Source organism: Hydrogenispora ethanolica, from assembly GCF_004340685.1.
GTDB lineage: Bacteria > Bacillota > UBA4882 > UBA8346 > UBA8346 > Hydrogenispora > Hydrogenispora ethanolica.
In genome coordinates this window covers 1-22,855 of record NZ_SLUN01000051.1, presented here as the reverse complement: position 1 = coordinate 22,855, position 22,855 = coordinate 1, and the positions used below count along the sequence as shown (strand labels likewise).

Sequence of the window (22,855 nt, the reverse complement as noted above, 5' to 3'; positions counted from 1 at the left end):
AACCAATGAACATGCTGCTGTGAGATCTTACAGAGGGGGCCTTGGCGTGAGAAAATGGATCTTGATTGTCCTGGCGATCGTCCTGGTGGGACTGGTCGGCTACAGAATTCGGATGAAGATCGTGCAAAATCAGACTCTGCTGGCCCAAGCCAGCCAGCAGAAGAATCAGACCCGGAGCTCGGTGCCGATGGTCCGGGCCGTACCGGTGCAGCCGCAGCCGATCCGGCAGACCCTGAAAATGGTCGGCAACATCACCGCCGACAATGAGCTCGCGGTGCAACCGCGCATCAGCGGCCGGCTGGTTTCGCTGCTCGTGGATGAAGGCTCCACCGTGCATAAGGGACAGCTCCTGGCGGTGATGGACGACGAGTCCATCCGGCTGCAGCTGCAGCAGAGCGAGGCCAGCCTCGGGAGCACCCGGGCCAATATCCACCAGGCCGAATTGGATGTGGCCCAGAGTAAAGCCGACCGCGACCGGTATCAGGAGCTATTGAAAGAGCGTTATATATCGCAACGCGATTTCGAAAATGTGGACAACGCTTACAAAACCGCCCAAGCCTCTTTGGATGCCTTGCGGTCCCAGCTGCGCGGGGCGGAACGGAATTATGATCTCTTAAAGTTGCAGCTCAATCAGACCAAGGTTTACAGTCCCACGGGCGGCGTGGTCACTCACAAGCTGGTCACGGAAGGGATGAACCTGACCACCGGATCGACCATTGTGAATGTGGCCGACCTCAGCCAGGTCAAACTGGTCTTCCATGTCGACCAGAAGGATGCGCCGGCGCTCCGCAAGAATACCCAAGTCGCTTTTATAACCGACGCTTACGGCGAGCAGCGGTTTAGCGGCCAGATCGACGAGGTGGCCCCCACGTATGATTCCCAGACCCGGACGCTCAATCTGTCGGCCCGGATCCGGAACCCCGAGCGAAAACTGTTGCCGGGCATGTTTGGAACCGCCGAAATCCTGCTGGGTGAGAAAACCGCGGCCCTGGTCGTTCCAGTCGATGCCGTAGTCAATCAGGACGGCCGGCAGGGAGTCTTTGTGGCAGCGAAAAATATGGCCCGTTTCCGCCCGGTGGAGTTGGGGCTGATGGCCGAAGGCCGGGTTGAGGTCGTCGCCGGGATCAGCGCGGGAGACCCGGTGGTGGTCCTCGGCCAGAACCGGTTGCGGGACGGCCAACCGGTACAGTTGATGGGCGGCGGCGACGGCCGCCGGCAGCGCGGAGCGGACGCCGGAGGCAGCAGCTCGCCGGGGAATGACCCAGGACAACGGCCGGGCCAACCGGGCCGGCCGGCGGAATCGGACCGGAAAGCGGGTGGCGGCCGGTGAAGATTACTGATTTCTGTATCAAACGGCCGATCACAACCGCCATGTTCTTCCTGGCCCTCGGAGTGCTGGGAATCTTGAGCAGTTCCAAAATGCCGATCGATCTGTTTCCCCAGATTACGTATCCGGCGATCAATGTCAGTACCAGTTATTCCGGAGCCGGACCAGAAGAGATCGAGCAATTAATCACCATCCCCATTGAGCAGGCCGTCTCCGGCGTCAATCAGGTCAAGTCGATCACCTCCACGTCACAGGAAGGTTCCTCGCGGGTGACCGTCAATTTCAACTGGGGACTCAACCTGGACGAAGCGACCAACGATATCCGGGCGGCGCTCGACCGGGTCAAGAGCCGTTTGCCCGATGATGCCGACATCCCGGCGATCTTCAAGTATGATCCCTCCCAGTCGCCGGTGATGACCATCGGACTCTCCTCAACGAGGTTGGACGCGGGTTCCCTCCGGAAACTGGCGGACGACGAACTCAGTTATCAACTGCAGAAAGTCAATGGCGTGGCCCGGGTCGATGTCCGGGGCGGCCAGAGCGAGGAGATCCAGGTTCATCTGAAACAAGACCGGCTCCAGGCGCTGGAAATCGCCGCCGATCAGGTGGCCACGGTCCTGAGCAATGAGAACTCCATGGAGCCGGCCGGGCACCTGGCGGTGGGCGTGGGCGATTTTCTGCTGCGGACCCAGGGACAGTTCCAGAGCTTGGATGAGATCCGCAACATCGTGGTCACCACCAGGAATAACATCCCGGTTTATCTGAAGGACTTGGCCACCGTGGAACCGGGGTACGCCACGACCACCGCCTATGTCCGGATCGACGGCAAACCGGGAATTCAGATCTCCGTCCAAAAACGTTCCGGATTCAATACCATTGCCGTGGCCGACGGAATGTACCGCGCCATCGAGAGCCTGCAGCGGGCCTATCCCCAGATTAGCCTGCGGGTTCTGAATGACGATTCCATTTATATTCGCCGGGCGGTGCATAGCGTCTCCCGGGAGGCGATGATCGGCGGAGTGATGGCAGCGCTGATTCTGCTCTTTTTCTTCCATAATATCCGGGCCACCCTGATCATCGGCGTGGCGATGCCGGTATCGATCGTCATCACCCTGATGCTGGCCTATTTTTCCAATATGTCCTTAAACACCTTTTCATTGGGCGGCTTGGCGCTGGGCGTCGGGATGCTGGTCGATAACGCGGTGGTGGTCCTCGACAACATCTTCCGCCACTACCACAAAAACCGTGACGGCCTGGCAGCCGCGGCGCTCAGTGGAACCAGCGAGATGGGACCGGCCATCTCCGCCTCGACGCTTACCCATATCTGTGTTTTCTTTCCGCTGCTTTATATCGCCGGACGCTCGGGGATTATCTTTAAAGAGCTGTCCTTTATTGTCATTTTCTCGATTCTCTGCTCGTTGCTGGTGGCCGTAACCCTGATCCCGATGCTCTGCGCCAAATTCTTGCGCGGCCGCGATCTGGATTCCGAATCGGAATCCCGGGGGCTCGGCGGTTTTTTGAACCGGCTCCAAGCCGGCTGGGAAAACGCTTACGTCCGGACCTTGGACTGGTGCCTGAGCCATAAGGGACTGGTCACCGGGGTCTGCGGGCTCATCTTTGTCGCAACGTTGGCGCTCTATCCCTTCATCGGGACCGAGCTGGTCCAAGCGACCGATGAGGGCGTAATCTCCGTCACGATGCAGTTGCCGACCGGAACCCGGCTGGAGGAGACCGATCACAACAGCCAGAACCTGGAACAGCAGATTACGAAGCTGGTTCCGGAATTGGAGCACATGGAAGTATCGGTCGGCGGCCGGTCCGGCTCCAGCAATTCGCCCAACCAGTCCTTTCTGACCCTGCGTTTGCAGCGGCGGGACGAACGGAAACGGACCACCCAGGCGATAGTGGACGATCTGACCGCCAAGTTGCAGATCTCCGGCGCCAGACTGCGGATCTATGCTCAGAGCAGCATGCGGATGTTCTACGGCGGTTCGCAGTTCCCGGTGGCTGTCGATATCCGGGGCAAAGACTCCGCCCTATCCCAGCAGGCTGCAGTGGCGATCATGGATAAACTCAGCCAGATTCCCGGCCTCTCCAATGTCAATATGTCGCGGGAAGAGGCCCGGCCCGAACTGACGATGCGGATCGACCGGAAGCGCGCCGCCGATCTGGGACTTACCGCGGCCCGGATCGCCACCGCGATTCAGACGAACATGGATGGCGACATTGCCACGGTGTACCGGGTCAATGGCGATGAAACCGATGTCCGGGTATTTCTCCAGGAGAGCGATCGGAAGAGTTGGCAGGATCTGCAGCGGATTATGGTTCCCACCAGCTCCGGAGGAGCAGTGCAGTTGTCCAATGTGGTGCAGATCGTTCAGACTAACGGCCCGGTCAGTATCGAACGGAAAGACCAGGAACGCAACATTACGGTTCAGGCCAGCTTGAGCGCGGGACGGGATTTGGCCGGGGCCATGCAAGATGTTCAGGAGGCCGTGGAAACGCTATCCTTGCCGCCCGGCGTAATGGTTTATTATTCCGGGGACTACCAGGAGCAGCAGGAATCGGCCCGGGACATGGCAGTGGCGATTCTGCTCTCCTTGCTCCTGGTCTATATGGTCATGGCCGCCCAATTCGAATCCTTCTTCGACCCGTTCGTGATTATCCTGGCGATCCCCTTTGCCTTGGGAGGAGTGTTGCTCACCTTGCTGATAACCGATACGAATATCAATAGCCAGGTCTATCTGGGCCTGATCATGCTCGGCGGGATCGTGGTCAACAACACCATCGTTCTCATCAGCTATATCCGGATCCTGATTGACCAAGGAATGGATCTGCGCGACGCGGTATTGAACGGAGCCAAATCCCGTTTGCGGCCGATCCTGATCACCACCGCCACCACGGCCTTGGGTCTGGTCCCGATGGCCTTGGGCCTAGGGGAAGGATCCGAGACGCAAACGCCCTTGGCGCGGACAGTCATCGGCGGCCTGATCTTCTCGACCGTCCTGTCCCTGGTGTTGATCCCGGTCATTTTTATCTCGCTCGAATCCTTGCTGGTCCGTTTCAAGGTCCGCAAGGCGAAACCGGCTGTCAGCGTCGGAGTGCTGGTCATCCTGTTATTAGCGGGAATGATCTTTCCCGGAACCGCCCGCGCCGCAGCCCAGCAACTGACTCTGAAGGAAGCGATCGGTCTGGCGTTGCAAAACGGGGAGGATGGCAAGAGCATCCGCCAATCCCGGGAGCTTGCCCAGTCGCAGTACAGGGAGACCATCGGCGGGAAAGGGGTCGAAGTTTACTCGGAACTGACCGATACCACTCCGCCCAGCGGCAGGTCGAGCAATGACGACTCCGGCCTCAAGATCACCGCCGCCAAGTCGATCCCCCTGGCCAACCTGCAGGGCGTCCAATCGTTGTCGGACCAGATCGCCGCCTCCAATCTCAAGACGAACCTGCTCAATGCCGACCAGTTGGAACAGCAGTTGATCTACCAGGTGGTGACCGCTTATCAGAAAGAACTTTCGACCGGCCGGGATTGGCAGATCGCCATCAAGAACCTGGAGCGGACCAAGGCATTCTATAACGAGGTGCAAGCCCGGTCCAAGCTTGGGTTCACCACCATCAGCGACGATACGGGCGCTGCCGCCCAACTGGCGACGGCGGAGACCAACCTGAACCGTTCCCAGCAACTCTACCAGTTGGCCCGCCTCAAGCTCCGGCAATTGCTGGGGCTGGCCTCCGAGACGGAGCTGGAGTTGGCTCCGATCGAACAGGCTTCCGGCGCTCTGGATCTGAATGATCTCAATCAAAGAGCGCTCAAGAACCGGCCGGATCTGAAGCTGGGCCAGGAAGCCCTGACCCGGGCGGAGATCAACCTGAAGCTGGCCGGCCTGGCCAAGCGGCTAGGAATCAATTTCAACTGGAATCTGCAGCGGGAACATTTTGAGAGCAACCTCTCGCTGACCAATTACAGCGGCAGCAATCCGCCCGGCGAATGGGCCGTCGCCGGCGACGCCAGCCTGGTTCCGGTGCGTTTCTTCGACAGCGGCCCTGATGGTGAACCGGAGTATGGCACGCTGTCGGTCACGGTGCGCTGGACCTTCCTCGACGGCAAGGTCCGGGAGGAGCGGGAGAAGCAGGCCCTGCTATTGCGGGATCAGACCCGGGATGCCCTGCGCAAGACCGAAAAGAATGCCTCTTATGATCTGCAGGACGCTTATTACAGCTACCTGAATCAACTGGATAAGGTCCGCAGCAGTCAGCTTCAGCTCACTTACAACCAGACCTATTATGATTCGGTCCAGGCCAAGCTGCGGGTCGGCATGGCCACGGTCAAGGATGTACTCGACGCCCAGGTGGTGCTGAACCAGTCGGAGATCGATTGTGAGCAGGCCAAGAGCGATCTCTACGTGTATCAGGTGAATCTGCTCCGGGCCACCGGCGAATTGCGCGCCGATCAATTTTAAGCCGCCGAATCGCGGATCTCCAATCCTGATTGAAGGTTAATAACCATGGCTCCAAGCCTGCTGCCGAATGGCGGCGGGCTTTTCTGCTTTTTCGCCGGAAAGGGCTTGACTGCCGTAAAACGGAGAACTGTTAGCAATTTTTGGACAAGGGGAATAACGCAACAATTGGGGCAATATATTGTTACGGGGGTGAAGCGCGTGATCGGATGGGGCTGGGTGATCGTTTTATGTTGGGTCAGTTATCTGCTGGGTATCCTGACGATGGGGCGGTTGAGCGCCGCCAGCCGCGCACTGGATGAGGCGGACCGAGAAACGGAGCGCCGTTAGCGGCGGAATGAGTTCATCCTATATTGGGATATTTCACGGTGCATTTAAAAAGGATTGGCCCGCTACGCTTGCGATAGAGCCGGAAAAAACGGCGGCAGCAAAGGAGAAAGGCGGTGCCGAGCGCCAAGATGATGGAATAACCGTACACCGATCGGGAGAATCCTGAAACAGCCAAGAATCGCCCTGCTAAGAGCATTCCGGCGCTGCAGAGCAGGCCAAGCCACTGGAGAAAATGGGGGCGGGAAAGCCTGCCGGCCAGTGAGCCTTTGACTTTAACGGAGATAACCTTGTTCTCCAAAGGAAGGCACTGCTGAAGGTCGATAATGGCTAAGGAAAGGTCATAGCTGCCTGGCGGGCAGGCTAAGGCCGGTTTCAGGGACAAGACTTTCCTGTAGCCCCGCTGGCGGAGCGGGAATTCCCGCAGCACCGAAACTCCCAGGGCCGAATTGCTCAAACGCAGGCCGATCTGTTTTGGCTCTTTAAGGAGTTTTGCCAAGGCCGTCCGGAGGGCCACGGGATTACAGCCGACCTGATTGATCGGCTCAGGGACCAGGAATACCTTGATCTTCGAGCGATACCCGCTGGCAAAGCAAGCGGGGGAGTAGAACGTAATTTTGAGGCGCAGCTCGATGAAAGCCGGGTTTTGATGGAGCGGCGGACCGGCCGACTCCAGGTTGCCAAAGATCGCGGCCGACAAGTTGACCCCGGTAAAACGGCAATTGACGATTTTCGCCCCTTGCATTTTCGCTCCGCCGACATTGGCGTCGGTAAAATCGGTATCGTTCAAATGAGCCCGGATGAGGGTGGCTGCTTGCAGATCGGCCCCGCGTAATATCGCTTTTTGCAGGGAGGCATCATCCAGATCGGCGCCGTTAAGCAGAGCGTGGCTCAGATCCGCTCCTTCCAGAACGGCGTGGGACAGTCGCGCATTGCGCAGGTTGGCGTTGCGGAGGTCGGCATTATTCAACCGGGCATAGGAAAACGTGGCGTTACGCAGATCACTGTGGTTCAGAACCGCTCCTTGCAGATAGGCGTGCTCCAGATTGGCGCCGACTAGATCCGCCCGGCTCAGGTTGGCTTTTTCCAGATGCGCCTGGGGTAACTGGCTATCCCGCAGGAAAGCCTCGCTCAGGTCCGACTCTTGCAGACAAGCGGCATCGAGAATCGCTCCGGCCAGGTTGGCCTTGACGAGTCGCGACTTTTCCAGGTGCGCACCTTGAAATTGGGCCTCCTGCAGCGCTGCTTCGCTCAGATCGGTCTGGCGCAGGATGGCCCGGGAAAGAACGGCTTTATGCAGGCAGGACCCATAGAGCCGGGCAGAGCTCAGGTCCGCTTCTTGCAGATTGGCTTCGGGGAGACAAGCTTTCTCCAGATTGGCTTCGGCGAGGTTGGCGCCGGTCAGATTGGTCTCTTGCAGAATGGCTCCGCATAAGTTGGCCCGGAACAGGTTGGCTTTGCTCAAATCGGCGGAACTGAGATCGAGCCGGCTGAGATCGGCTTCGCGCAGATCGAAGATGGTGTCGCTGGTTTGGGTCTTCCGCCATTGATTCCAAGCCGCGGCTCCTTGTCTGACTAACTCCAGCAGGATTGGTTCTGCCATCCGTATGCGCCTCGATCGTCGCCGAAGGTCCCGGCCATTACGGCGCCTCCAAAGCAAATGCTGAATGCCAACGCGGTGATGGTTTCGGGACATTGCCTCACTATCCTATGAATCAAGCCGCTCCCGGGTTCCCAAATCCGGTCAGCCAAGCTGAGATTTATCGAAATCTTTTCGCTCCAGGGTCGTTATATATGGTAATATAAATACGCTGGATGAAGATCCCCGTGGGCTTTCCTTTCCGGAAGCCGGGCAACAGCGGAGCCTTGCGGACAGGCAACCGGAAATGAAGTGGATTCGGGTTCCTCTCCTGTTCTGGCCTTGAGAGATCTTCGTTCGACCCAGCGATAGATAGAAAGATAGTTTTTGAAAAACCCATCAAGAAGCGGGGAGGTTCCATGGAGCGACAACAGAAAATCCTTATTTTCCTCAATAGCGTTCTACTTACTGTCTTTGCCATACTCATCATCTACCTTACGATCCGTTATGGAGCGGAGTTCACCGCACTCTTCCGCAAACCGCGGCAATTCCGGGAATTGCTCACTGCGTACGGTCCCATTAGCGTTTTGGTCTTTATCTTTTTCCAGATTGTACAAGTTGTGGTGGCGACCATTCCGGGAGAGCTGATTCAGATTGCCGGCGGGTATGTGTACGGGACTTTTCTCGGCACGGTCTACTCGACGTTGGGCATTCTCTGCGGCACGGTGGCGGCGTTCTATATCGCCCGGCTGTTGGGCTACAGGCTGCTGCGAATCCTTTTACCGCAGCAAGAATTGGCCAAGTTTGAGTTCTTAATGAACAAACCCAAGGCGGAACTGACGATGTTCCTGCTTTTCCTGATCCCCGGCATCCCCAAGGACATCCTCACCTACCTGGCGGGGATCACCCCCATCAAGCCGAGCAAGTTTTTCCTGACCGTCACCTTGGCCCGTTTCCCGGGAATTTTGGCTTCATCATTCGTCGGATCCCATATTCAACAGCAGCGGTATTTGCCGGTGATCATCGTTTCCGTCATCGCCTGCCTCTTATTCCTGGTGGGGTTTCTGAAGAAAGACAGCATTATCCAATGGCTGCACCGGCATTTTCATGCCAAAGAGCCGCGCAACTCCGATGAGCTGGAGTTGAAACAGACTCAGCCGGAAGAGGGCCGCTGAAAAAATGGCTCGACCGCTGATTGGGTCATGCTCCGATAGCTAAAATACGTGCTTCGCACGGAATGGACGGGTGGTCATGACGGTTTTTCAAGCTTTTATTCTCGGCTTGGCGCAGGGATTGGGTGAATTCCTGCCGATCTCCAGTTCCGCCCATCTGGTGTTGCTTCCCTGGATTTTGCATTGGCCCGACCCCGGTTTATCCTTTGATATCGCTCTTCATCTCGGCACCTTGCTGGCGGTGGTCGCTTTTTTCTGGAAAGAGTGGTTAATCCTGTTCCGGCACGGTTTTAGCGAAGGATTGCGAACCCGGGAAGGCCGGATGTTCTGGTTTCTGGTGGTTGCCTCGGTCCCCGGCGCATTGATCGGTTTCATCTTTGAGAAACAGGCCGAGACGGTCTTCCGTGATCCGGCGCTGATCGGATGCCTGATGATCGTGATGGGCGTGGGATTATACCTGGCGGACCGCTTGGGCGTCAAACGGGGCCAGAGTGAGAATCTGAACCTGTGGCAAAGCCTGCTGATCGGGCTCTCGCAAGGCCTTGCCATCCTGCCCGGCGTGTCGCGCTCCGGTATTACGATGACCACCGGTTTGCTGGTGGGGCTGGACCGGGAGGAGAGCGCCCGTTTCTCCTTTCTCTTGTCTACCCCGATTGTCGTCGGGGCCGGCCTGTTCAATCTGCGCAAACTGGGACCGGACGCCTTTACCTTGCCGTTCGGAGTCGGGGTCGCCACCTCGGCGCTGGTCGGATTCCTGGTGATCGGACTGCTCCTGCGCTGGCTGCGGCGGAGCAGTTTTCTGCCCTTCGTCTGGTACCGGCTGGCGGTGGGACTCGGCGTGATGGCCCTCTGGCTGATCCGCCATTGACAGCCGGAACGGAAGGAGTTGCATCCGAACGGGACAATGCCGGGAAAATCCTCCCGGCATTGTTGATCGCCGGGCGGGCCGCTGCCTGAAAGCATTGCTACCGCTTCGGGAAGGATATGCCTCCGGCGGCGTCGCGTCAAGCCATCTCCCATTTCTTAGGGTTTTTTTAAATTTTCAGGGAGATCATTGACAACCTTGGGACCTGGTAATACAATGTTAAAAATTAACAAGGAATTTTCAAAGAAAACCAACCATTCCCCGACAGGGAGGTCTCGCCATGAACAATCCATTTGCCAAGCTGTTTCAGATCGGCCAGGGGTTTCTCGGCAAGCGGAAGATCTTACCGCTGATCCTCATGATTATCGGAGTCATGACCGCGTTCCTGCTGGTCCAAGGCTACTTGGGCATCACCATCATCGACACCCTGTACAACCAATCCAGCCGGGTCTTTGATAATAGTACCCGGGATCTGTATAATATATCTGCCGTCAAAGTGGATCTGCAGCAGATCCGGAGCAATTATCTGGGGGGCTTGTCGAATTCGGCCCTGTTTTCGGTGTCTCCCACCGTGGCCGATCAGATGGCCGCCAAGATCGGCTATCTCCAGGCCGAACAGGAGGCAACGGTCCAATCATTCCTCAAACGGCTGGAGGAGACCAAGATCATCCTCGCCGAACCCGTTACCCTTGAAAACTATCAGCGGCTGGACCTGAACTTAAACTACCTGGACGGAGAGTTGAATACCTTATCCAACACCATCCGCAATTCGGCCATCGGCACCATCGCCAACACCGCTTCCTACTCCACCAGCGCCAAGTTCATCACCGTAGCCATCCTCGGCGTCAGCCTCCTGGTCTCGCTGTTGCTCGGCCTGATGGTGGCGGCCTCGATCTCCCGGCCGTTGCAGGCGATGCACGCGGCCACTCAAGCGCTGGCGGTGGGCGATCTGACCCGGGATGTTCCGGTGAGGGGCTGCGCTGAAATCAGCGGCATGGCTCAGGGGTTGAATCAAGCCATCGCCGGCTTGCGGGAGTTGGTCCGGGGCATTAATGACCAGGCCCAAGCCCTCTTCCTCGCCAGCCAGGAGCTGAAAAGCGCCGCTTCCGAGACCGGCCGCTCCGCCGGACAAGTAGCTACGGCCATGGAAGAATTGGCGGTGGGTGCCACTGAGCAGGCCAATCATACCAACCAAGCGGTCGTCACCATCGAGCACCTGTCGGAACTGGTGCGGAAGGTTACCGATGATACCGCCCATATCGCCGCGGCTTCGCAGACCGTGGCCCAATCGGCCAAGACCGGCCAGCATTTCACCAAGGAGATCACCGAACAGATCGAGGAGATTTATCACTCCGCCAAGGGAGTGACCGGGGTCATCGATGAACTGCACCATAAGTCGGAGGAGATTGGCGAGATTACCGCGGTGATCGCGGGAATCGCCGAACAAACCACGCTGCTGGCTTTGAACGCTGCCATTGAGGCGGCCCGCGCCGGCGAGTACGGCAAGGGTTTTGAAGTGGTCGCCCAGGAGACCGGCAAACTCTCGGAACAATCGAAACGCGCCGCCGGCCAGATCGCCAAACTCGCGGTGGAGATGCGCGAACGGACTCAGAGCGCTGTGGCTGCCATCCATGAAGAGCTGGGCAAAGTCGAGAAGGGCCGCGAGCTGACCGGCCAGGCCACCACCCAATTCAAAGGGATCTTCAAGGCCCTGACCCAGAATTTGGAGCAGATCGACGGGGTGGCGGAATCGGCCCGGACGATGACGGCCAGCAACGACCGGGTGATCCAGGCCATTAACACGATCGCGGCGATCAGCGAGGAGAGCATGGCCAATACCGAGGAGGTCTCGGCCACCTCCGAAGAACAGAGCGCCTCGGTGCAACAGGTCAGCGCCCTGGCGGAGAATCTGGCGGCCATCGCCGACAACCTGAAACAGTCGGTGACGGTCTTCGAGATCAAAGCCCAATCATAGGCAAGCCTTTTTTACGGAATTGAGCCCTTCCGCCGTTAAGGAGAATGATGGTTTCTGGCGATCCGGACTATGCCGGAACCCGCGAAGTTTCCCCGCTGATCTGCGGATGCATGGTTAGTGAAAGAACTGCTTCGATAATTGAAGCAGTTCTTTCCACTAACTGGGTAGAGCGTTGGATGGAAACACCTCGCGGTTCATTTTTCCAACCCTTCTTTCTGGAAAAGAAATTTTAAACTGAAGAGGAAATTGGAACCTGAATGTGGAAAATAGAATTTTGAATTGAAGGGGGCAATGTCCGTGGATGACCATAAAGTAGCGGTACTACTCGAAGACTTATTATCAAAATTTCGGCTATTTGGCGAGGGTCAAGATGCGCTTCGCCATGAAGTGCAAGAGATTAAACAGAAGGTAGATGGCTTGATTGAGGATATGGACATTGTCAAGCCTACCCTCAAAAGCATGGATAACCGGCTTACCTCATTAGAGGCCAAGGTCGATTCATTGGAAGTCAAAGTCGATTCATTAGAAACCAAAGTCGACTCATTAGAAACCAAAGTCGATTCATTGGAAGCCAAAGTCGGTTCCTTAGAGACCAAGGTTGATTCGTTGGAAACCAAAGTCGACTCATTGGAAATAAAGGTCGGTTCGTTAGAAGTCAAAGTCGATTCATTGGAAGCCAAGGTCGGTTCCTTAGAGACCAAGGTTGATTCGTTGGAAACCAAAGTCGATTCGTTAGAAACAAAGGTCAATTCTTTGGAAACAAAGGTCGATTCATTGGAAGTGAAAACCAATGGACTGATTGAAGATATGGATATTATAAAACCGTCCCTTGTGAAGATGAGCAACCGGCTTGATAATATTGAAGGGGAAATCATTAAACTCAACCCGGAATCGAGAGCCATTTTAAAACAAGTGAAATAAACCAAAGTAAAACATCCCGTCCATTACGGACGGGTTTTTTTATTGTCCCTCATTTTTTTTTGATAACCGTATTTTATCGCCAAGGCGCGGGGCAGTTGCGGAGCGAGAATTAAGGTGGCCGACGCTTGAAAAGGAGAGTGGATTGAGCGCCTCAAGGCGGGATAGCAATACCCTTTTTAGTAGCCAATTTAACTGCCAATGGCCTCGAATCTTGCCGAAGCAAGCTGAGGCCATTGCGGTTTCATTATTATTTTTTTACAACCGGGATCCAGATCTGACTCCGGAAATCCGGGGCGGTAACCTCTTGATGCTCATTCCACAGGATCTCCGGGCCCGGGGCGAGTTCATAATTGGCGGCAGGGAACCATTCGGAGTAGATGCGTCCCCAGACATTTTGGAGCGTATCGGGGAATGGCCCGGCGGCCTCGAATACCGCCCAGGTCGAGGCGGGGACTTCCAGCTGGGTCAAGTTGTCCGGACCCCCGTTGGTCGTCGCCACGCCGATATAATGATCCAGTTCTCCTTTTTCCTCCATCCGGCCTTCGGAAAAATGGGTTGAGGCTTGCAGCAGTCCCACAGGTTCGACATTGGAGAGTTTCTTCAGTTGATTGATGGTGTCGCCGGTCAGGTTCTTCCACATGGCGGCAATCACCGGATTCACGCCGCGAAAGATGATGGGGACCCGCCTCATGATGCCCACGATGCGGAATGCCTCTTTTTCTACGATTCGGTAATTCATCTCATCGCCTCCTTGAATGGATAATTGAAAGGTCATTCGGGGATAGGCCTTCAGGGTCTGGCCGTTTTTCCTGGCCTCGGACGGCGTGATGCCGTGCATGCTTTGAAAAGCTCTGGTAAACGAGTCGGGCGAGCTATACCCATATTGGACCGCCACATCGATGACCTTTACATCACTGCATTGAAGCTCGAATGCAGCGAGGGTAAGGCGGCGGCGCCGGATATACTCCGATAGTGTAATGCCTGCCAGGAATGAAAACATTCGTGTAAAATGATATTCCGAACAATAAGCGCGCCGGGCCACCTCGTTGAAGTCGATCTCCCCGGCCAGGTTTTCTTCGATATAACGCAGGGCGTCATTCATTCCTTCCAACAATCCCATGAGCGCTCACCTCCTTCGATGAATAGCATAGCAGAAATTTGCCGGCCCTATCCGACATTGGATGCACCGTTATGTCGGATATGTGGGCGCTTCGGGCCAAATTCCTTTTCTTTCAGAGGAGAAAAATAAACGGGTGCGTCGCGGCTTTATATGATCAAAAAATTACATTTCGATCCCGACAAGAAATTTCCTTCGGGAGAGGGGCAACAGGAGAGGCGGGAGAGAGCGGGAATAGGCGTGTTTGAACCAAAGCGACTCAAAAGTAAAGCGGTGAAGAGCAAATCAGCGTTGGCCGTTCCACCTGAGAGACTTCTCTATGCTTCATATTACGCCCAATTCTCAAAACGTTTTGGAAAGCGAAGCGGAACTCTCTATCATCGCGATATTCGATCCGTATTTTTACCGGTCCGAAAATGGTTTCGCTATGGCTATATTTTGGCATTCTCCGGGATAAGCGTCGGATTCGGCGACGTCATAAGGAACTTGGGCATATCGGAAGCATTCAATCTCACATTTCTCCGGTTGGTGGGCCCTTTCATATTTTTAGCCTGGTGGGGCTTTACTGCCTGGTTTTTCAGGAAAAACGAGAGTAAAAACCGGGCCTGGAATTGAGATTGGGTTAAGACCAAAACCGGTTTTTACGGCACAGGTTGAAGATACGCAGCCCCGCCCGATTTAGAACAGCGCCGGGAGCTGATTCATAATACCTTTAGTAAAGGCATTGGCCATCGCCAATGCCTGTTTTGTTCAATTTCCTCAAATTGCATAATCCTTTCCGGATATTGCTGGGAAAGCGTCGCCACTGCTTCCGATTTCGTGAGCGATAAATGCCGATACCATACAGCAAATTCGAAATCTTCGGCATTGTGCAGCAGACGATTGATCGCATATTCCAGATCGGGCGCGGTAAATGTATGCCGACGATGGTAAGCCCGGCCTAATAGGCATGTTGTGATCAAAGCAAAAGGTGCTGTTTTTCGGCTGTAACCCAATTGTTTTTTGAGCTTCAGAAGAGTGCCTGTTGTTTTAAAAAAGAGCTCGATTCACGAATTCCTATATCCTATATTTTAGCAGTTCCCTTGATGCCGGGGGAACGTCAGGCTTTCAAACCTCGACCTGCATCTTATTTTGGACCGGTCTGATTCATAATTTGGCTAAGGATGGCGCGATTAATCGATGATTTTTGGAAAAAGATGTGATATTCTATAATGATATTTAGCTTTTTCCCGGAGGAATTGGAATGGAACTGAATCGCTATATGAGAATGGCTCTCGACGAGGCAAGGATTAGTTTGCGCGAAGGGAATCATGGTTTTGGCGCCGTTATCATCAAGGATGGCCAAGTTGTATCAACTGCCCATGATACAGAGAATGATCAAAGCGACCCCACGTCGCACGCGGAAATGAACGCGATCAAAGCCGCGTCTCAAAGATTGGGGAGGGATCTGACGGGATGCATCATGATCGCGACGCATGAGCCGTGCCCGATGTGCGCTACCGCGATAGTTTGGTCAAAAATATCGCATATTGCTTACGGATATTCGATAAAGGAAGCAATGGCCCAGGGAAGGAAGAGGATCGCTCTACATTGCCGGGAATTGTTTGAAAAGGCGCAAGCCGAAATAAAAACCGAAGCCGGTGTCCTGAACGATGAATGCTCCATTTTATACCGCGCGGATGTCCGAGCGGAGCTTAAAAAATTACGAGGTGCTGATGATGACAAACTCTGCCGCTTGAACGCGGAATCAACGCAGAAGCGAGTGAAATGGTTTCATGAGAATCGCAACGATTTTCAATTCATCGACCGGCAAGATATATTGAATTCCGGCTACCAGCTTTTGTTGGCGAAGTTTGGAATTTCCGAGGAACAAGCGCCGATAATAAAAAAATCCGATCGAGAAATTGTTTTTCATTCCCAAAATTTTTGTCCCACCTTGGAAGCGTGCAAAATCCTGGGAATCGACACGAGGATCCTATGCCGGAAAATGAATGAAAAGTCTACCGATACATTGATAAAACAACTCGATCCGCGGCTCAGCTTTTCAAGAAACTATGAGCGATTAAGACCTTACACAGCGTATTGTGAAGAAATGATTTTTATCAACGCCTGATCACTTGCTTGCGAACCGGAAACTGTGGTGATCGGCCTTTGCTGCCGGAGTGGGGCAGACCGCTATCTACCGGCCGGAGATTCCTTCATCACTGGGACCCTTAATCAAAAACAGCAATTGCCATGTATCCCGAACTTTGAGGGGAACTGCCCCGGGAGATGAGCGGAAACTGGCGAAGGGTGGGGGTCTACCCAATCGCGGTTCAAGAGCTACTTTCACTCGTTCCCATTCTCTGGCCGCATGTCGAACCAGGTTGGAAAAAAGCCATTCTTATGCTATAATAATCTATTAAAATCAAGAAGTTATCGTCTCCACCGCATAATTCGAGGCGCCAAGGAGGATGGACCATGCATTGTGTACAAGAAGTCACCCCGCAGATTTTTTGGGTGGGCGGCAATGACCGCCGGCTGGAACGGTTCGAAAATATGTTTCCCCTGCCCCATGGAGTTGCTTACAATTCTTATTTGATCATGGATGAAAAGACCGCGCTCATGGACACGGTGGATTCCGCCATCAGCGCGCTGTTTCTGGAGAATATCACGCATGTCCTGAATGGCCGGCAGCTTGATTACCTGGTCATCAACCATATGGAACCGGATCACTGCGCCAACATCGAAGAACTGGTCCGGCGCTACCCCGAAGTCAAGATCGTCGGCAACAAAAAGACCTTTCAATTCATCGGACAGTTTTACCAGGCCCCGCTCCAAAAGAACTTTTACGCCGTCCAGGAAGGCGATGAGCTCAGCCTGGGCCGGCATACTCTGAAATTCTTTTTCGCGCCCATGGTTCATTGGCCGGAAGTCATGCTCACTTACGAGCAAAGCGAGCGGATTCTGTTTTCGGCGGATGCCTTCGGTACCTTCGGCGCCTTATCCGGCAACTTATTCAGCGACCAGGCCGACTTTGAAGCCGTCTATTTGGAGGAGGCCCGGCGTTATTACGCCAACATTGTGGGCAAATACGGCATGCAGGTCCAGACGGCGCTGCAAAAGTTGAGCGGGGTGGAGATCCGGATGATCTGCCCGCTGCACGGGCCGGTTTGGCGTTCGAATCTCTCCTATATCCTGGACAAGTACGATCATTGGAGCAAATATTTGCCGGAGAAAAACGGCGTCGTGCTCATCTATGCCTCGATGTACGGCAATACCGAAAATGCCATGAATGTGCTGGCCGCCAAGCTGTCCCAGAAAGGCCTTTCCGACCTGCGGATGTACGACGTATCCAAGACCCATCCGTCTTACATTATCGCGGACGCCTGGAAATACAGCCACCTCGTCTTCGGCGCCCCCACCTATAACATGGGCTTGTATTTTGTCATGGAAGCGCTGCTCCGGGATATGGCCGGTCTGCAGTTGCAAAACCGCCAAGTGGCGCTGGTCGGCAATTATACCTGGGCTCCGGGGGTGGTGGTCAAGGCGCTGCGGGGGCTGGTGGAAGGCATGAAGAACATGGAGATCATCGCTCCGCCTTTCGAGATCAACTCCGCCATGAAACCGGAGCAGGAACCGGCCTTGGACCAGCTGGCCGAGGCGATTTGCGCCTCTGTCCGGCAGTTGGGCTGAGGCGCGGCGCTTGTGCAAATTTAGAATAATTCGTTTTTTCAAGGAAAATAGTGCATCAAAAGACCCCCGGTTGGAGAGCCGGGGGTCTTGGTAAATAATGATGAAAATGACCGGGATCAGTCCCTTGAATGATGGGCCCATTCCTCGGAGAGCAGCGCATACTCATAGGTATCGTTCCAAATCGGTTGGCCATTGGGGTCATATTTAAAAAAGATATTTTTGCGCAGATGTCCTTCCCTGCGCATGCCCAAACGTTCTAATAGCTGCCATGATGCAACGTTTTCGGGGTTGCACATCGCAATGATCCGGTACGCCTGCAACTCCTGAAAGCCGTAATCCAAAATTCTGCGGCAACTTTCGGTCGCATATCCTTTCCCGTAATATTGCGGATTAAAAACGTAGCCCAGCTCCCAGGTGCGAAATTCCGGGGGCTCTTGACGTTGGAAATAGAGATTGCCAATTAATTTAGGTTGCCCTTTCAGGCAAACCGCCCAAAAGGAGTCGCTTTGCGAACGCTTGAAGGCTTCTTGTTTACAAGCCGCTTCGTTATAAGCCGGATAGGGCTCAAAGCGAACCACCGCTTCCTGGGAAAGATATTCATGTAAATCTTGCCAGTCATCCGCTTTAAATCTGCGAATGACGAGCCTGTAGGTCTCCATTTCCGGCAAATCAATCACCTCAGCTGTTTCGGAGAATGCTGAACCCTACCGTGTTCAGGCGAGATTGAAAATTTTTTGATTCTAGCGGTGTTATCGGTTGGAACTGAACGGTAGACAAGACGCTATCGTTTGGATGATATGGATTGCCGCCGCTCATCGGGTCAACTCATCGCTCAGTTTCGGATGTGAGCGACCGCCGTTCTATATGCAACGACATGAATCCTTAGTGTATATGATTTGCGAAAATAACGAACACTTCACCGTTTTTCGCAAATCATGGGATTCAAATAATGTCGTTGCATATAGTTCGATTTGACAATCCCCAATAATGTTCTGCAAAGCAGGATGAAATCCTGTACAATAAAGATGAAGTTAGAAGAGATCGGCGAACGATGTGAAAAAAACGCCCGTATGGGGCATGCTTAAACCGAAAGCGAAAAAATCCAGGGCTCAAAAAGAGTGCCCGAAAAGGCATGGGGAGGAGAAACCATGGCAGAAAACGATTTTCCCGTAACGACCATTGACGAATACATTCGGCAGTTTCCTTCCGAAGTCCGGGAAAGCCTCGCTTCGTTGCGGAAAGTCATCCACGAGGCGGCGCCGGATGCGGCAGAGAAGATCAGCTGGCAGATGCCGACTTTTGTTTTTCACGGAAATCTGGTGCATTTTGCGGCTCATAAAAATCATATCGGATTTTATCCGGGTACGAGCGGCATCGCCGCATTCAAGGACAGGTTGTCGGAGTATAAAAACTCCAAAGGGGCGGTACAGTTTCCCATCGGCAAACCGCTGCCTTATGAGTTGATACGTGAAATTGTCGCCTTCAGAGTCGCTGAAAATCGCGGGCAAGCGGAAAATAGAGGAAAAAAGAGGCGCTAAATATGTTGCAATAAGTTTTGGTACCTTCAAAATCATTGCAACGTATTTCCTTGATTCATAAGTTGAAATAAATACCGCGGTTTGTCCTTTTCCAGCCATGCTTTACGGATAGAAAAGCTTATTCAAAAAATTTATTTCAACTTATATAAATTCGCTGTTTTCCGGTCCGTGATACCCCGGCGGATTATCGGAAATAGAAAGCCTTTTTTCTGCCAAAGATCATGATATGGAATTGGCAATCGGATTTCATCCGATATCGCAAAGATGTTGCTGTTTAATCACGCTTCTGATGGTATGATAAAGAATAAAGTGTGACTCGCCAAAAAACAGGCTGCGGATAACGCAGGCCGGAAATAATAGACATTTAAGAAAGTAGCCGAGGAAGGACGAATGCCTCATGAAGATTATCGATGCGCACATCCACTTCTGCCAGGAGCCTTACTTTGACCAGATCGCGGAATCGGCGGGCCATCAAAATACCGTTATCCATTTGAAAAAAGAATATGCCGCCCATGACATCGTTCATGGCGTGGTCATGGGCAACCGTAGTCTGCAGTTGAGCGAGCACAATTACCCTGACGATCTCAGCTATTGCGTCGGGCTGGACAGCACTTGTTTTCAAGCGGAAGAGATAGTGCGGCAGGCCGATTTGGTGGAAAAACATCTGCAACGAGAGAATTGTGTGGGCATTAAGCTATATCCCGGCTACAATAATTTTTTTATTTACGATGCGGTGGTCGACCCGTTTTATCAGCTGGCAATGGAGTATCAAAAACCGGTGGCCGTCCATACCGGGATGACAGCCACCAGCAATGCCCTGTTGAAATACAGCCATCCCCTGGTCTTGGACGAGGCCGCGGTGCGCTATCCGCAGGTTCAGTTCGTGATGTGCCATATCGGCAATCCCTGGCTGGTGGACGCCGTCGCGGTAATGGAGAAGAATGAAAACGTGGCCGCCGACCTTTCGGGAATCTTGGAAGGCCGGATCGACAGCATGCCGGATTTTTTCGCAAAAAAGCACGGCTATATTGACTTCTTAAAAACCTGGCTCGAATACCTGGATAACTATGACCGCCTGATGTACGGCACGGATTGGCCGCTGGCGAATATCGCCAATTATATTGAGTTTGTCGCGCATCTCATTCCGGCGAAGCATCATGACAAAGTGTTTTTTGACAACGCCAACCGGATTTATAATCTTGGTCTTTGACAGGGACTCGAGCGGATGAACGCTATGCAACAGAAGCCGGTAGGCGGGTTCAGTCTTGATGCAAAGTTGCAGCCGAATGTCAATTCTTTGAATACAATCCACAACGGCTCGGGGATGCAAAACAGATAGGTATCTTCATGAAAAGGTTCGTTTTCAAACCCGATACAAAGGAACATCACGATGGCCACAGTTCGCATGACCGAAGGGAATATTCTTCAACATTTGCTGGTTTATGCAATTCCTTTGATTCTAGGCAATTTGTTTCAGCTCACCTACAACGCGGTCGATTCGATCATCGTCGGCCGGTTCATCGGCAAGAACGCCTTGGCGGCGGTCGGCACGGCCACCCCGGTGATGAATATCGTGATTCTCGGCATTTCCGGCGTTTGCATCGGCGCCGGGGTGCTCATGAGCGAATTCTTTGGCGCCAAAAATGAGGCCATGTTGAAGAAAGAGATCGCGACGACTACCGTCTTTGGCTTTTTCTTTTCCGTGGTGGTGGCCGCCCTGGGGATTGTGGCGGCCAAACCGCTGTTGCAGGCTTTGAGCGTGCCGGACGAGATCTTGGATCAGGCGACCGTGTATTTGCGGATTACCTTCTTGGGCACGCCGTTTACCTACTTCTATAACGCCGTCGCGGCGGCGCTGAAAAGTGTCGGCGATTCGAAAACGCCTTTGAAATTTCTGGCGTTTTCCGCTGTGCTCAATGCGGTTTTGGATCTGATTTTTATCGGCGGTTTGGGTTTCGGCATTGTCTGTTCGGCGACCACGACGGTGATCGCCGAAGCCACCTCGGCGCTCCTGTGCATTGTTTACGTTTACCGAAACATACCCTTATTGCAGCTGAAAAAGGATGAGTTGCGGATTGATCGTCCATTGTTACGGAAAACTCTGCAATACGGCAGTATCACCGCGCTGCAACAATCCTGTCAGCCCGTTGGCAAGCTGTTGATTCAGGGAGCCATCAATCCCATGGGTGTCGATATGATCGCCGCCTTTAACGCAGTCAACCGCGTGGATGATTACGCCTTCACCCCGCAACAGAGCATTGCCCAGGGCATTACCACTTTTGTAGCGCAAAATAACGGGGCGAAGCAACAAGAGCGGATCGTCCAAGGCTTCCGGCGGGGCCTGCTGGTGGAATTCGGATACTGGGTCCTGATCTGTTCCGTGGTTGCTACTTTGAAAACGCCGCTGATGGGGTTGTTTGTCACTGCGGGAAATCAGCGGATCATCGAATTGGGCACCGACTATCTCAGCCTGATGGCGGTTTTTTATCTATTTCCGTCCTTCACCAATGGCATTCAGGGCTTTTTCCGCGGCATGGGCAATATGAGCGTTACCTTGCTGGGAACCGCAATCCAGACCGGACTGCGAGTGATCTTCGTTTATTTATTGACTCCGCAATGGGGGATCGCCGGAGCGGCCTATGCCTGCGCCATCGGCTGGAGCGTGATGCTGCTGGTGGAGGTGCCGTATTATTTCTGGTATATGAAACGGCAAAAATATATAAGAGGAAAGGCCGCAGTCCAACGATTATAAACGTGAGATGCCGAGGCCATCTGGGCCAATATTTTAGCGGAATCAATGGTCCCGCTTTGAAAAGCTAAGGGGAACAGGGGAATACGATGGATCCCATGAAGAATTGTTAATTTTTCATTCAAGATCAATTATTCAAAAAATGAGCTCTTTGGGCGACTGAAAGAGCTCATTGAGTCACAGAAAGAGCTCATTATTCCGAAAAAGAGCTTGTTGAGCGACTGAAAGATCTTTTTTATCCACAAAACGATCTCATTGGGCCGTTCAAACGGATCCCTTATCCTCAAAGCGGTTGCCAAAAAGATGTCATTGACCGTTACTCATTGCGATTTATGCTGTAACTGATCATGAAAATGAAGGGAACCAAAAAGAATCATCGAAAGGATCCTTCATCTTGCAAAACAATGAAAAGGAGTCAAGCCAGGTGGCGGAGGCCGCTTTAACCTTTAATGAAGTCGCGGAGCTTTATCATGAAATCCGCCCTCGTTATCCGGAAAGCTTGTTCGCTGATTTGGTAAAGCTGACCAATCTCCCGAACCATGCCCGGGTTTTAGAAATTGGGGCGGGTACCGGTATTGCCACAGTTGAGCTTGTCAGACGGGGGCTTCAGGTGGTTGCGCTTGAACCCGGCCCCGCAATGGCGGCAATATTGAAGCGGAATCTAAAAGACTGCCAAGCGGAAGTGATTGAGTCAAAGTTCGAAGATTGGGAACCGCCCATTGCAAAATTTGATTTGGTCGTTTCGTTCACGGCTTTTCACTGGTCGATCCCCAAACCCGGTTTCAAAGGACCTATGAGCTTCTTACTCCATCCGGATATCTCGGTATCATTAAGTATCATCATGTTGCAGGCGGAGATCGCGCTTTCTTCGAGGCAGTCCAAGAATATTACCGGAAATACCAGCCGGATGAACCCGAGTTTCATCTCCCCGAAATTGCGAGTTTTAAACCGGGCACCCAAGAATTGATCGCCAGCGGGTTGTACCGGGAACCCTTGGTTCGTACTTAGGGTTCGCTGAACAGGGGAAAACGCCCTCAAAAAGCCGATTCAGCGACCCCCCCAAGTTCCATGAGCAAGCCCAAAACGGACCTTGAAAAAAATGAACCAAAGAAGCCGGAGCCTCTTTTCGAGGTTCATCACCAACAATTGC

Annotated in this window: 19 protein-coding genes; 15 read left to right on the top strand and 4 right to left on the bottom strand. The window is 53.6% G+C overall.

Translation table 11 applies throughout. From position 1 onward, the window contains the following. Positions 1 to 46 precede the first annotated feature (46 nt). The 3 genes from EDC14_RS24580 to EDC14_RS27620 all read left to right on the top strand — a co-directional run bounded on the left by EDC14_RS24580 (position 47) and on the right by EDC14_RS27620 (position 6,117). Positions 47 to 1,330, top strand: a complete 1,284-nt coding sequence (locus EDC14_RS24580; RefSeq protein WP_165908298.1) for an efflux RND transporter periplasmic adaptor subunit — start codon at positions 47 to 49, stop codon at positions 1,328 to 1,330. Continuing rightward, a complete protein-coding gene (locus EDC14_RS24575) occupies positions 1,327 to 5,790 on the top strand; it encodes an efflux RND transporter permease subunit (RefSeq protein WP_132017456.1) in 4,464 nt (1,487 codons plus the stop codon). The genes EDC14_RS24580 and EDC14_RS24575 overlap by 4 nt, the downstream gene beginning before the upstream one ends. A 198-nt stretch (positions 5,791 to 5,988) precedes the next feature. Continuing rightward, a complete protein-coding gene (locus EDC14_RS27620) occupies positions 5,989 to 6,117 on the top strand; it encodes a hypothetical protein (protein WP_279388796.1) in 129 nt (42 codons plus the stop codon). Between the two features lie 13 nt (positions 6,118 to 6,130). Here the strand turns inward: EDC14_RS27620 and EDC14_RS24570 are convergent, their stop codons facing one another. Further along, positions 6,131 to 7,717 carry a pentapeptide repeat-containing protein gene (locus EDC14_RS24570; RefSeq protein ID WP_165908297.1) on the bottom strand — a complete coding sequence of 529 codons (1,587 nt, stop codon included), beginning with the start codon at positions 7,715 to 7,717 and terminating at the stop codon, positions 6,131 to 6,133. 395 nt (positions 7,718 to 8,112) lie between these two features. On the opposite strand from EDC14_RS24570, the gene EDC14_RS24565 reads away from it, so the two are divergent. From EDC14_RS24565 to EDC14_RS24545, 5 genes are all read left to right on the top strand, one after another. Further along, on the top strand, positions 8,113 to 8,868 hold the full coding sequence (locus EDC14_RS24565; RefSeq protein ID WP_132017452.1) for a TVP38/TMEM64 family protein: 756 nt from the start codon (positions 8,113 to 8,115) through the stop codon (positions 8,866 to 8,868). Between the two features lie 76 nt (positions 8,869 to 8,944). Next, positions 8,945 to 9,733 carry an undecaprenyl-diphosphate phosphatase gene (locus tag EDC14_RS24560; RefSeq protein ID WP_132017450.1) on the top strand — a complete coding sequence of 263 codons (789 nt, stop codon included), beginning with the start codon at positions 8,945 to 8,947 and terminating at the stop codon, positions 9,731 to 9,733. Positions 9,734 to 10,010: 277 nt separating this feature from the next. Next, positions 10,011 to 11,705: a methyl-accepting chemotaxis protein gene (locus EDC14_RS24555; protein WP_132017448.1), complete on the top strand. Its 1,695-nt coding sequence runs from the start codon at positions 10,011 to 10,013 to the stop codon at positions 11,703 to 11,705. A gap of 47 nt (positions 11,706 to 11,752) precedes the next feature. Further along, a complete protein-coding gene (locus tag EDC14_RS24550; RefSeq protein ID WP_132017446.1) occupies positions 11,753 to 11,938 on the top strand; it encodes a hypothetical protein in 186 nt (61 codons plus the stop codon). Between the two features lie 64 nt (positions 11,939 to 12,002). Continuing rightward, positions 12,003 to 12,626 (top strand): coiled-coil domain-containing protein, encoded by a 624-nt coding sequence (locus tag EDC14_RS24545; RefSeq protein WP_165908295.1) that lies wholly within the window; start codon positions 12,003 to 12,005, stop codon positions 12,624 to 12,626. 247 nt (positions 12,627 to 12,873) lie between these two features. On the opposite strand, the gene EDC14_RS24540 is transcribed toward EDC14_RS24545, so the two are convergent. Continuing rightward, positions 12,874 to 13,746, bottom strand: coding sequence for an AraC family transcriptional regulator (locus EDC14_RS24540; protein WP_132017442.1), 873 nt, complete (start codon positions 13,744 to 13,746; stop codon positions 12,874 to 12,876). 150 nt (positions 13,747 to 13,896) lie between these two features. Here EDC14_RS24540 and EDC14_RS24535 point away from each other — a divergent pair, with 150 nt between their 5' ends. Then, on the top strand, positions 13,897 to 14,358 hold the full coding sequence (locus EDC14_RS24535; RefSeq protein WP_132017440.1) for a hypothetical protein: 462 nt from the start codon (positions 13,897 to 13,899) through the stop codon (positions 14,356 to 14,358). Between the two features lie 86 nt (positions 14,359 to 14,444). Here EDC14_RS24535 and EDC14_RS27100 read toward each other — a convergent pair whose 3' ends face one another. Then, positions 14,445 to 14,738: a hypothetical protein gene (locus EDC14_RS27100; protein WP_207930789.1), complete on the bottom strand. Its 294-nt coding sequence runs from the start codon at positions 14,736 to 14,738 to the stop codon at positions 14,445 to 14,447. Positions 14,739 to 14,986: 248 nt separating this feature from the next. Between EDC14_RS27100 and EDC14_RS24530 the strand changes: the two genes are divergently transcribed. Next, positions 14,987 to 15,856, top strand: a complete 870-nt coding sequence (locus EDC14_RS24530; protein WP_132017438.1) for a nucleoside deaminase — start codon at positions 14,987 to 14,989, stop codon at positions 15,854 to 15,856. Positions 15,857 to 16,203: 347 nt separating this feature from the next. Beyond that, complete coding sequence (locus EDC14_RS24525) at positions 16,204 to 17,418, top strand: FprA family A-type flavoprotein (protein WP_132017436.1); 1,215 nt, start codon at positions 16,204 to 16,206, stop codon at positions 17,416 to 17,418. 116 nt (positions 17,419 to 17,534) lie between these two features. Here EDC14_RS24525 and EDC14_RS24520 read toward each other — a convergent pair whose 3' ends face one another. Continuing rightward, a complete protein-coding gene (locus EDC14_RS24520) occupies positions 17,535 to 18,077 on the bottom strand; it encodes a GNAT family N-acetyltransferase (RefSeq protein WP_132017472.1) in 543 nt (180 codons plus the stop codon). Between the two features lie 489 nt (positions 18,078 to 18,566). Here EDC14_RS24520 and EDC14_RS24515 point away from each other — a divergent pair, with 489 nt between their 5' ends. The 4 genes from EDC14_RS24515 to EDC14_RS24500 all read left to right on the top strand — a co-directional run bounded on the left by EDC14_RS24515 (position 18,567) and on the right by EDC14_RS24500 (position 22,672). After that, the gene (locus EDC14_RS24515; protein WP_132017434.1) at positions 18,567 to 18,956 is read left to right on the top strand and encodes an iron chaperone; all 390 of its coding nucleotides are present in this window, start codon (positions 18,567 to 18,569) and stop codon (positions 18,954 to 18,956) included. 397 nt (positions 18,957 to 19,353) lie between these two features. Next, on the top strand, positions 19,354 to 20,166 hold the full coding sequence (locus tag EDC14_RS24510; RefSeq protein ID WP_132017432.1) for an amidohydrolase family protein: 813 nt from the start codon (positions 19,354 to 19,356) through the stop codon (positions 20,164 to 20,166). Positions 20,167 to 20,346: 180 nt separating this feature from the next. Continuing rightward, positions 20,347 to 21,708, top strand: a complete 1,362-nt coding sequence (locus EDC14_RS24505; RefSeq protein WP_132017430.1) for an MATE family efflux transporter — start codon at positions 20,347 to 20,349, stop codon at positions 21,706 to 21,708. A gap of 391 nt (positions 21,709 to 22,099) precedes the next feature. After that, positions 22,100 to 22,672, top strand: coding sequence for a class I SAM-dependent methyltransferase (locus tag EDC14_RS24500; protein WP_165908294.1), 573 nt, complete (start codon positions 22,100 to 22,102; stop codon positions 22,670 to 22,672). The last annotated feature ends 183 nt before the right edge of the window (positions 22,673 to 22,855 follow it).